Genomic DNA, 10,839 nt, shown 5'->3' on the forward strand with positions numbered 1-10,839 from the left:
GCAGAATTGTGCACCTAATAAGTCAACTGTAGGGAGATTTGCGTGATATTGCTCCAGGATATCCAAACAACGCTTACCTATCAACCCACATGAAAAAGATTATTCCCTTCGCCGGTTTACTGCTGGCTGCCGCTTGCTCTTGGGCATTTTACCCCAAGCCCGCCGAGCCGACTGGCTATGCAATGGTCATCAGCCGCTTTTCGGGCTCGGCCCTGAATGCCAAAAACACGCTGTCCATCATCATGCCCAACGGCGAGGTGCAAGTGCAGGAAACCGATGCTAAAAGCGGCACAATCAAGAAAGTGGCTAACTCCTTCGACCTGATGCACCTCGAAGAGCTCAAGAAGCTGAACGAGCTACGGCAAAATGGCTGGCGGGTCGTTAACTCGACGCAGATAAGCGTGGGCGCGGGCACTATCAACGAGACCATATACGTGCTGGAAAAGTAGGTTCGCAGCCCCCGCAGCCTCGTAAAGATTGTTAGTTTGCTGCTTCATAGCAAGCCCAAAAGGGCACTTTACTCGCGTAAAGTGCCCTTTTTCTGGCGGCAACTGAAATTGGCTTACTTGAACGCCTGTATGCCGGTAATATCGGCGCCCGTAATCAGCAGGTGGATGTCGTGGGTGCCTTCGTAGGTGATGACCGATTCGAGGTTCATCATGTGGCGCATGATGGGGTACTCGCCGGTGATGCCCATGCCGCCATGAATCTGGCGGGCCTCGCGGGCAATGTGCAGGGCAATTTCGACGGAGTTGCGCTTGGCCATTGAAATCTGGGCGCTGGTGGCTTTGCCTTCGTTTTTGAGCACTCCGAGGCGCCACACCATCAGCTGGGCCTTGGTGATTTCGGTAATCATTTCGGCCAGCTTCTTCTGCTGGAGCTGGAAGCCGCCGATGGGCTTACCGAACTGCTCGCGCTCCAGGCTGTATTTCAGGGCCGACTCGTAGCAGTCGATAGCCACGCCGATGGCGCCCCAGGCAATGCCGAAGCGGGCCGAGTCGAGGCAGCTTAGGGGGCCTTTGAGGCCGTCGATGCCGGGCAACAGGTTTTCCTTGGGCACCTTCACGTTGTCGAACACCAGCTCGCCGGTGGTGCTGGCGCGCAGGCTCCATTTGTTGTGGATTTCGGGGGTCGTGAAGCCTTCCATGCCGCGTTCCACGATGATGCCCTTGATGCGGCCTTCCTCGTTTTTGGCCCACACTACGGCTACCTGGCACTCGGGCGAGTTGGAAATCCAGAGCTTGGCGCCGTTAAGCAGGTAATAGTCGCCCATGTCCTTGATGTTCGTGGTCATGCCGCCGGGGTTCGAGCCGTGGTCGGGCTCCGTCAGGCCGAAGCAGCCGAGCCACTCGCCGCTGGCCAGCTTGGGCAGGAACTTGCGGCGCTGCTCCTCCGAGCCGTAGGCGTAGATGGGGAACATCACGAGCGAGCCCTGCACTGAGGCCGTAGAGCGCATGCCGGAGTCGCCGCGCTCAATTTCCTGCATAATAAGGCCGTAGCTGATGTAGTCGAGGCCGCCGCCGCCGTACTCGGTAGGGATAGTAGGGCCGAACGCGCCCACGTCGCCGAACTTGCGCACGATTTCGCTCGGGAAATGCGCCTGCTGGGCCCACTTCTCGATGTTGGGGCTGATTTCCTTCTTCACAAAGTCGCGGATGCTCTGGCGGATGAGCTTGTGCTCCTCGGTCAGCAGGCCGTCGAGGTCGAAGTAATCGGTAAAACCGGCCGCGTTGGTGGAGCCGCGCTGGGCGGAGTGGGCTTTGGCCTGGGGCGAAAGAACGTCAGCTTCAGAAGACATACAGAGTGCGTTTATAAAGTGGGAATCAGGTGTAAAGGTAGGGTTTTCAGTAAGGGGAACCGTCTGGCCGGGCCGATGGTTCGATGGGCCGAAGCCGACCCGATACGCCCGCATTACCAGGTTGGTCAGGCAGGAAAAGCTGTATCTTGGGCTCGTATACGTTTCAAACCGGAATTTCCCCGTACCACTCTGCACTACCTCTACCGAAACACGTTTTACCCTCCCCATGAGTGAGCACAAAAAGCTAACCGAATTGGAAGCTACCGCTATTTGCGGCAACGATATTTCCTCTTCCTGCCTCTACGTATCGGCCCTGGCCATTGCCTACGCCGGCCAGTACGCCTTCGTAGCGCTGCTGATTGTGGCGGCGGTGCTGTTTTTATTCCGCAAGATATATGGTGAGGTGGTAGGCGCGCTGCCCCTTAATGGCGGTGCCTACAACGTACTGCTCAACACCACCAGCAAGCGCAACGCCGCCATGGCCGCCTGCCTGACCATCCTCTCGTATATGGCTACGGCCGTTATTTCGGCGGCCGAGGCCATGCACTACCTGCACACGCTCTGGGCTGGGTTCAACATCAACCTGGGTACGCTGGGGCTGCTGGGGCTGTTTTTGGCGCTCACCATTCTGGGCATCTCCGAGTCGGCGAAAGTGGCCGTGGCCATTTTCCTGACTCACTTGGTTTCGCTCACGGTGCTGGTGGGCACGGTTATCTGGTTCCTGTTCACCCACGACCTGAGCACGCTTTCGCTCAACTTCTCGGCCCCCATTCCCGGTGGCAGCCTGGTTACCGCCTTGTTCTTCGGTTTCAGTGCGGCCATGCTGGGTATTTCGGGCTTCGAAAGCTCGGCCAACTTTGTGGAGGAGCAGGCCCCCGGCGTGTTTGCCAAAACCCTGCGCAACATGTGGATAGTGGTGAGCTTCTTTAACCCGGTTATCGCCTTTCTGGCCATTGCCGCGCTGCCTATCATTCAGGTAGAAGAGCACGCCGAAACAGTACTTTCGTATCTCGGTACGGTGGCCGGGGGCCAGTGGCTGGGTACGCTCATCTCGGTCGATGCCGTGGCCGTGCTCAGCGGAGCCGTGCTCACGAGCTTCGTGGGCGTGAGCGGCCTGATGAAACGCATGGCCCTGGACCGGATTCTGCCCCAGTTTTTCCTCAAAGAAAACGCCCGCCAGAGCAACTACGTCATCCTGATTACCTTTTTCCTGCTGTGTACTTCAGTGCTCTTTATCACCAATGGCGACATCAAGCCGCTGGCGGGCGTGTACACCATTTCGTTTCTGTCGGTGATGGCGCTGTTTGCGATTGGCAACTTCCTGCTCAAGAGCAAGCGTCCCAACCTGCCGCGCCCGGTGTACGCGGGTATTTTAACGGTTACGGTAGCCCTCATCGGGGTACTGGTGGCCCTGTACGGCAACGTGCAGCTGAACCCCAAGTTTCTGATCGTCTTTCTGCAGTACTTCCTGCCCTCGATGGCCATTGTGTACATCATGCTCAACCGGGCCTCCATTCTGGAGCTGATTCTGGTTGCTGCCAAGTCGTTTGCCGACAAATACCCCGGCGTGTCGCGCTTTAGCCGTTTGCAGGTGCAGAAGGCCACCCGCGAGCTGCACCAGCAGGAGTTCGTGTTTTTCACGAAGGGCGACAACGTTTCGAACCTGAACAAAGTAATGGCCTACGTGGTGGAAAACGAGTTTACCAACCGTCTCAAGATCGTCACCTTACTTCGCGAGGGCGAAACTTACTCCCAGGAACTGGTCAAGGATATTGAGGTGCTTGACCGGGCTTACGAGGAAATCCGCATCGACTTCGTGGCCATGCCCGGTCACTTCGGTCCCGAGCTCATCGACCGCCTGTCGGCTGAGTGGAAAGTACCCAAGAACTTCATGTTCATCGGTTCGCCCGGCGACCGGTTCCCCTACCAGATATCCGAGCTGGGCGGGGTACGCCTGATCATCTGACCACGGATTAGCGCGAATTTTAGCGGATTTCACGGATTTTGTAGCCGACAAAAAAAGCCACCTCAACTGAGGTGGCTTTTGCTTTTAGCGCTAACCCGTGGTCAGAATTTTGCGCCTACTGAAAGCAGGAAGTTGCGGGTAGCCTGCGGGAAATACCAGTTAAATGTTTGCTGGCGGCCATCGGCGCCGGGGTAGCCGTAGGTGTAGCCGTTGGCGGCGTAGCGGCGGTTGAGCACGTTATTCACCAGCAGGCCCAGCTCGATTTCCTTCATGAACACGGGCCGGATGGTGTAACGTAGCCGAAAATCGAGCACCTGGTAGGGTTGAATGCGGCGGTCTTCGCTCGTAGAATTGTCGAGGTACTGGCGGCTCACTGTTTTATAGAGCACCGCCGCCCGCAGGCCCCGCAGCGGCTGCACCTCCAGCGTGTGCGCCGACACAACCGAGGGCGAGTAAGAAATAGTACTGGTACGCAGCATAAACGTGCTGTCGGTGGTGGCTTCCTGGTAGTCCCGGATGCGGTTCTGGCTCAGCGTAATCGTGCTGCTGAGGCTGATTTTGTCGTTGGCCGACACGAAACCCGTTAGCTCCAGGCCCCGACGGTAGCTGCGCGCTACGTTGGTACGCAACGGCGTGCCCACATCATTGAGTTGCCCAATCGATACCAGTTGGTTGCGGTAGTTCATGTAGAAGTAGTTGGCCTCGAAGCGCAACGACGTATTGGGTCCCAGCAGGTTGGTATTGGGCTGGGTAAAGCGGTAGCCGCCCTCGAAGTCGTGCAGACGCTCGGCCTGGGCGCCCGCGTCGCCGGCGGGGCGGTCAGTGAAATCGGAGCGCACCGGCTCGCGCTGGCCCACCGCGAAACTGGCGTAGAGCTGCTGCCCTTTGGCCACCGCAAACGTGGCGCCGGCTTTGGGGTTGACGAAGGTGTAGCGGGCGCGGGTAGTTACATCCACCACGCCCTTCACGGCGCGCGGGTCGTCAGGACTGTGTTCCACGCCATCAATTCCGTACCCGATGTGGCGCACCTGCACGTCGCCGTACACGCCCAGCCTGGGCAGCAGCTGCCAGGTGGCGCGGGCGTAGGCGTTATAGTCGGTTTTGGTGGCGTCGTTGAAATAGTAGCGCTGACGGATATTACCCGTGGAAGCATACCGGGCCCAGATAATTTCGCCGTAGTGGTCGTTGATGAAGCGGTTCCAGGCGCCGCCTACCGTCGCCTGGAGCCGGTCGTTGTTCTTGGGCTGGTAATTGAGCGCGAAAGTGCCCCCGTAGAAGTAGTTGTCGAGGTACTTGCGGTCGATCAGGTCGGTCCGCTTGATGGTGGTGTCGCCGAGCGTGATGTTGGGCAGCTGGTAATTGGCCAGCTTGCGGTTGGCCCGGAAGCTCTCGTAGTAGCCCAGGCCACGCGTCAGGTGCAGGGCCGCGCCGAGGTTCCAGTCGGGCCCCAGCTGCTGCGAAAGGTGCAGCTGATAGTGGTTCTGCAGGTAGTTGTCGGTCTGGTTGTCGTAGGTGTAATAGCTGTAGCGGCGGCCTTCCCGGCGCACCCGTTCAGCGTCGGCGGCACTCAGTTCGCCGTTATCAATAAACTGCTGCAGCAGGCCTGCGTCGCCGGTAAGAGCCGGCTCGGGCACCCCGTTCCAGGCCTGATAGGTTTTCTCGCGGCCCGAAAACGTGATGAACTTCACCAGCGTATTGTTGGCCTGGTAGCCGGCGGCCAGGTAATACGACTTCAAATCGGAAGCCGCCCGGTTCATGTAGCCGTCGGTGCTGATGCGCGAGAGGCGGCCGTCGACCGTGAAATGCTCGCCCAGCAGGCCCGTACCAAACTGCACAGTATTTTTCCAGGTATTAAAGGAGCCGTAGGAGTTGCTGGTTTCGCCGTAGGCCTCGCGGCGGTTGTCGAGGGTAGAAATGTTGAGGCTGGCCCCGAAAGCGGCCCCGCCATTCTGGCTCGTGCCCACCCCGCGCTGCACCTGTAGGCTGCTGATAGATGAAGCCAGATCGGGCAGGTTCACCAGAAACGAGCCGTGCGACTCGGCATCGTTGAGCGGGATGCCGTTGATGGTCATGTTGATGCCCGTGTTGCTGGTGCCCCGAATGCGGATATCGGTGTAGCCCACGCCCGCCCCGGCATCCGACGTGACGACAACCGAGGGGGTCTGATCGAGCAGATAGGGCAAATCCTGACCGAAATTGCGCTTGGCGATATCCTGCTTGCCCAGGTTGGTATAGGCCGTGGCCGTGCGGTCGGAAGCCCGCTGGGCCGTTACGAGCGCGTCGCCGGTGAGTACGCCGCCGGGTTGCAGTCCGGCGCTTACGCGCTGGGCTTGCGCCTGTCCTTGCAACGTCTGCACGAGGGTTTCATAGCCCACAAACGTGATGCGCAGCTCGTGCCGGCCGGCCGGCACAGTGGCCAGATTGAAACTGCCGGCCGCATCGGTGCTGCTGCTGGGCCTGCCGTCGAGCAGGATGGTGGCACCGGGCAGCGGCTGGCCGGTGCGGGCGTCGGTGATGGTGCCGGCTACGGGCCCTTGGGCCCATGCCGCGCCAGACAGCCCTAACAGGGCCAGTCCGGTGGTCAATACAGTTTTCAAAAGTGAAAAATGGAAAAATGGAACGTACCCAGGGCCAGGGGTCGGCCCCCACGGGTGTTTCGTTCGCGGATCGTTTGTTCCCTTCGCCGGCATTACCCGGATCAGGTTCAATGGGTATGATCTCAGCCTTATTGCTACTCGCGTAGCCTGGGGCACCCCTAAACTGTACGGCGAAGGTACGCCGCTAAATATGGTTTCGGCCCGCCTGGCGCATCCAACCAATGCAAAAAGGGCCAGCGGCTTCGTTTTCTATTGGCAATCAGCTATCTTAGAAATATGGCCCGCCCATTGCGGCGGCCCAGCCAAAAAGCCGGACCCGGCAAAAACAAGGTGGGGCGGCTACCCGTTGCAATCAGTAGCCCGTCCGGTTTCGGAACTCCGTTCCTCTTCACCCCCGCGCCATGTCTGTTCCCAGCCTCCTGTATATGCTCGTCGCGCTTATTTTCGCCGCCTTTGTGTTACTGATGCCCGGCCGCCGCTTGCGCCAGCCCCCGGCCCCCGGCAACGACGATGAGGGCGGTGGTGAGCCGCTCGACGACGGCCTGCCCGATTTCGACCTGCCCCCCGGTATCTCCCGCCCCATCAACGACTGGGAGCCCGATTACAACTGCCGTCGGCCAGTGAATAGTGAATAGTGCGGAAACGGAACCGGCTATCATCCTGACGAAGTAAGGACTTTTTTACTTATGAACAACCGTAAAACGACTCGTTCAGCATGGCAAGGTTCTTCCTTCGTCAGGATGACAGCTGGGCTCGTTTCCCACTATTCACTATTCACTATTCACTGTTCTCTATTCATTATAAATCCCTGGCCATCAGGATATAGGGTTCGGTTCCGCGGTAGAAGCGGTTGCCTTCAGGCTCCAGCTTGAAGGCGCGGTAAAAGGCCTCGTTACGGGCGCGGGCGTCGCACCATAAGCGGCGGGCGCCGTGGCGGCGGGCCTCGTTGATGACGTGGCGCAGTAGCTGCGAGCCGATGCCTTGGCCCTGGCAGTCGGGGCGGGTGGCGAACTTGCGGAACCGGGCCACGCTGCCATCAATAAACAACGAAATAACCGATACCAGCTGGCCGTGGCGAAAGGCGCCAAAGTGCAACCCAACCGCGTCGTTGCCGAGTTGGATGTAGGTAACCGGCTCGTTGGGCCACAGCACTTGGTGGCGCAACTCGTAGGTATCGGCCGCCGAAATGGCCCGGATGGTAATGTCGGAAGTGGTGATATCAGGCAACGGTGAGACTGTAAGAAGTGATAAACTGCTGACCGGTATCCAGGCTCATAATGCCCTGTTTATCGGCCAGCTCGATGGGGCCACCCACACGGCCCGCCAGCCCGTGCCAGGGCTCGATGCAAACGAACCCGGCGCCCGGCCCCGCCGTCCAGAGGCCCAGGTAAGGAAAACCGTCGAAGCGGGCCCGCACGCTGTGGCCCGAGCGCCGGCTGCGCAGCGTGAGGCTGGTAAAATCGAAGTGCTGAAAGACCAGCGCGTCCTGGGCAAACAGCTCGTAGCTGAGCGGCAGCACGGTTTCGTGGCGCAGCAGCGGCTCGGTTTCGCCACTGAACAGGCCGCTTTGCAGCAGGTACCGGTCGAGGCTGACGGGGTGGTCGAAGACGAAATCGTAGTCGGCAAGCGTTTCGCCGGGCAGCAGCGGACAGCGGAAGGCCGGGTGCGCCCCGATGCTGAACAGCAGCTCGGCGGAATCCGGGTTTTCGACCTCCCAGCCCACCGTGAGCGTGGCGCCGGCCAGCCGGTAGCTAATGCGCAGCGCAAACCCAAACGGATAATTAACCCGGCTGACGGCATCATCGCGCAGCTCAAACGTCAGTTCAAACTCGCTGCGGTGCAGTAGCGTGAACTCCCGGTCGCGGGCGAAGCCGTGCTGCCCCATCGCGTAGGTCTGGCCTTGGTGCAGGTACTGGTTGTCGGGCAGGCGACCTACTATCGGAAACAGCACCGGCGCGTGGCGACCCCAATGGGCGGGGTCGGCCTGCCAGAGGTACTCCAGCTCGCCGGCCGCATCGAGGCGCACAAAGCTGGTCAACTCGGCTCCGCGGGCGTTTATCTGAACGCGGCAGTGCTTGTTTTCGAGGGTGTGCATCATTTCAACATATAATTTATTGCCTGATAATCATATAGTTAATTGCGACGTTGCCGAACGCAAACCTATACACTACCGGGCAAAACGGCAGCCGCTCCAGAAAGTTATTCCAGAATGTGCCCAGGCCGGGGCTGCCGACCAAGCAACTCATCGACGTGGAAGCAGGCCTGCTCGAAGCGCTGGGCGGGCTGGCCGCTTACTTCGGTAAAGTTCGACAGCTGGCCGTGGAGTTCGCGCTGGTAGAGGGTATAAAAATGGCTACGGTGCTGCGGATGCTCGCGTAGCGGGTCGGGTTCCCAGGGCAGGTCCACGTTCAGCAACAGTACCAGGGCGTAGTGCTGCTGCTCCATGCGGCGCAGAATCCAGTCGGGGCAGTAGCCGAACGAATGCTCGGCCCAGATTTTTATTACTAGCAAATCGGTGTCGCAGAATACCAGCGGCCGGCCCTGGCGTTGGGCTTCGGCCACGGCCTGCTCCTCGGCCTGCAGCTGGCCGCGGGCAATGTCCTCCAGGTCGGCCAGGCTGTAGTGCGGGCCGCGCTCGGTGAGGTAGGCGCGGGCATACTCCGGCGCCCAGGCCGTGCGGTAGTGCTCGGCCAGCAGCCGGCTCAGGGTGGTTTTGCCCGTCGATTCGGGACCGGTCAGGGCAACGCGCAACATCAGCGGACTACTCCGAAAAACGGAAAATCGGTTGGCAAAAGGCGGAAAGGCTGGTTCATAGCAAGTCAGGCAGAGAGAGGAACAGAGCGAGTAGCGTTTTTGCGCAGCGCCCGGCGCCACTCCACGTAGCCGTACACCGCCAGGGCGAGGTAGAGCGCATACAGGGCGCTGGTAGGGTAGAGCTGTTTGTACCAGAGAATGGGCACGTAGATAATGTCAACCACTATCCAGATAAACCAGTTTTCGAGGCGCTTACGGATGAGCAGAAACTGCCCGGCCAGGCTGCCGGCCGTCGTGAAGGCATCCCAGTGGGGCAGCGCGGCATCGGTGTGGTGCTGCAGGTAGTAGCCGACGGCCAGCGTAAAGACGGCCACAAAAACCGCGCACCCAACCCACTCCTGCCGGGTGGTGCGCGAAACAGGCAGTTCGGCGCGGTTTTGCCCACCGTGCAGCCACTGGTACCAGCCGTACAAAGCCAGTATTATAAAGACTACCTGCAAGCCCATATCGGCGTACAGCGTGCTCTGCCGGTAGACGAACACGTAGAGCCCGCAACTGACGATGGCCACCGGGAAATTCCAGAGCGACTCGCGGGCCGCCAGCCACACGCAGGCGAAGCCCGTGAGCACGGCTATCCATTCGAGCGGGCCGCTGCCGGCCGCTTCGGTCCAGAACCTGAGCAGTTGTTCCAAGTTGATGGTTAAGACTGAATTGCGCCGGCCCCTCCTGGGGCCAATTGACCAAAGCTAACCAGCAGCGGGGTAATTTTACGGTTGATCCGGTTTTTTACCTATCCATTGATGCTGCCCGAACTCACGCCCGAAGCCCTGCACGCCCGCCTGCAAAGCGGCGAAAACCTCCACCTCATCGACGTGCGCCAGCCCGAGGAGTACGCATTCTGCCGCATCGAAGGCAGCTTACTGATTCCGCTGGGCGAACTGGCCCGCCGCGCCGACGAAGTACCCGACGACCGGCCCGTGGTGCTCATCTGCCACCACGGCGTGCGCTCGATGCAGGCGCTGGCGTTCCTGCAGCACCGCCACGAGCACACCAATCTGCTAAACCTGCGCGGCGGAATTGATGCCTGGAGCCGGCGGGTAGACGCTTCGGTGGCGCTTTACTAGAGTGTGTGGACAGTCATGTTTAAATTTGCGGGATGCGACGCCACGAACTTACTGAGCGTGAATGGGAACTGATTCAGCCGCACACACTTGGGCAGGCCGGTACGGCAGGCGGCACAGGCCGCAACAACCGCCATTTTGTCAACGCCGTGGTCTACCGGGTGCGCACGGGCTGCGCCTGGCGCGACCTGCCCGAACGGTTTGGCCCTTGGAACACGGTAGCCCGACGCTTTCGCCGCTGGGCGCTGGCTGGGGTCTGGGAGGGCCTGTTCCAGGCGGTGCAGGAGCCGGATTATGCTTGGGTGCTGGTCGACTCGACCACGGTCAAAGCCCACAAAGCCGCCGCCGGCCAAAAAAAAGTACGGCCGCGGCCGAAAGCTTAGGCCGGAGCCGGGGCGGCTTCTCGACGAAGATGCATGCCGTGGTTGACGCGCTGGGCAACTGTCTGATCCTGAAGCTCACCCCAGGTGAACAAGCCGATTGCACCGTGCTACCGGAACTGCTGGCCGCCCTGCCCGAAAAGCCCGGCGCTGTGGTGGCCGATAAGGCCTACGACACGAACGCCGTGCTAGCGGCTGTGGCCGGGCAACACGCGCAAGCCGT

12 protein-coding genes and 1 riboswitch are annotated in these 10,839 nt (G+C 60.2%); of the genes, 6 read left to right on the forward strand and 6 right to left on the reverse strand.

All coding sequences use genetic code 11. The features are described from left to right. The first annotated feature begins 89 nt into the window (after positions 1-89). Positions 90-449, forward strand: a complete 360-nt coding sequence (locus tag BLW21_RS17420; RefSeq protein WP_092742563.1) for a hypothetical protein — start codon at positions 90-92, stop codon at positions 447-449. 113 nt (positions 450-562) lie between these two features. Here the strand turns inward: BLW21_RS17420 and BLW21_RS17425 are convergent, their stop codons facing one another. Next, complete coding sequence (locus BLW21_RS17425; RefSeq protein ID WP_245711947.1) at positions 563-1,798, reverse strand: acyl-CoA dehydrogenase family protein; 1,236 nt, start codon at positions 1,796-1,798, stop codon at positions 563-565. A 226-nt stretch (positions 1,799-2,024) separates the two neighbouring features. On the opposite strand from BLW21_RS17425, the gene BLW21_RS17430 reads away from it, so the two are divergent. Beyond that, on the forward strand, positions 2,025-3,764 hold the full coding sequence (locus BLW21_RS17430) for an APC family permease (RefSeq protein WP_092742575.1): 1,740 nt from the start codon (positions 2,025-2,027) through the stop codon (positions 3,762-3,764). Positions 3,765-3,865: 101 nt separating this feature from the next. Here BLW21_RS17430 and BLW21_RS17435 read toward each other — a convergent pair whose 3' ends face one another. Further along, positions 3,866-6,361 carry a TonB-dependent receptor gene (locus BLW21_RS17435; RefSeq protein ID WP_092742577.1) on the reverse strand — a complete coding sequence of 832 codons (2,496 nt, stop codon included), beginning with the start codon at positions 6,359-6,361 and terminating at the stop codon, positions 3,866-3,868. Between the two features lie 59 nt (positions 6,362-6,420). Next, positions 6,421-6,531, reverse strand: a riboswitch (TPP riboswitch). Between the two features lie 231 nt (positions 6,532-6,762). Here BLW21_RS17435 and BLW21_RS17440 point away from each other — a divergent pair. Next, on the forward strand, positions 6,763-6,996 hold the full coding sequence (locus BLW21_RS17440) for a hypothetical protein (protein WP_139255287.1): 234 nt from the start codon (positions 6,763-6,765) through the stop codon (positions 6,994-6,996). A 163-nt stretch (positions 6,997-7,159) separates the two neighbouring features. Here the strand turns inward: BLW21_RS17440 and BLW21_RS17445 are convergent, their stop codons facing one another. From BLW21_RS17445 to pnuC, 4 genes are all read right to left on the reverse strand, one after another. Next, entirely contained in the window at positions 7,160-7,588 is a 429-nt protein-coding gene (locus BLW21_RS17445) for a GNAT family N-acetyltransferase (protein ID WP_092742600.1), read from the reverse strand. Beyond that, a complete protein-coding gene (locus BLW21_RS17450; RefSeq protein ID WP_092742602.1) occupies positions 7,581-8,459 on the reverse strand; it encodes an aldose 1-epimerase family protein in 879 nt (292 codons plus the stop codon). The genes BLW21_RS17445 and BLW21_RS17450 overlap by 8 nt, the downstream gene beginning before the upstream one ends. A gap of 101 nt (positions 8,460-8,560) precedes the next feature. Next, the gene (locus tag BLW21_RS17455; protein ID WP_092742604.1) at positions 8,561-9,115 is read right to left on the reverse strand and encodes an AAA family ATPase; all 555 of its coding nucleotides are present in this window, start codon (positions 9,113-9,115) and stop codon (positions 8,561-8,563) included. A gap of 65 nt (positions 9,116-9,180) precedes the next feature. Then, entirely contained in the window at positions 9,181-9,807 is a 627-nt protein-coding gene (gene pnuC, locus BLW21_RS17460; RefSeq protein WP_175471028.1) for a nicotinamide riboside transporter PnuC, read from the reverse strand. A gap of 108 nt (positions 9,808-9,915) precedes the next feature. On the opposite strand from pnuC, the gene BLW21_RS17465 reads away from it, so the two are divergent. The 3 genes from BLW21_RS17465 to BLW21_RS17475 all read left to right on the forward strand — a co-directional run. Continuing rightward, positions 9,916-10,239, forward strand: a complete 324-nt coding sequence (locus BLW21_RS17465; RefSeq protein ID WP_092742608.1) for a rhodanese-like domain-containing protein — start codon at positions 9,916-9,918, stop codon at positions 10,237-10,239. A 32-nt stretch (positions 10,240-10,271) separates the two neighbouring features. Then, a complete protein-coding gene (locus BLW21_RS17470; protein WP_092742610.1) occupies positions 10,272-10,619 on the forward strand; it encodes an IS5 family transposase in 348 nt (115 codons plus the stop codon). Between the two features lie 29 nt (positions 10,620-10,648). Beyond that, positions 10,649-10,839 (forward strand): transposase (locus BLW21_RS17475; RefSeq protein WP_139255289.1); only part of this gene is annotated, 191 nt, incomplete at its 3' end.

This window comes from Hymenobacter psychrophilus (assembly GCF_900107135.1).
Lineage (GTDB): Bacteria > Bacteroidota > Bacteroidia > Cytophagales > Hymenobacteraceae > Hymenobacter > Hymenobacter psychrophilus.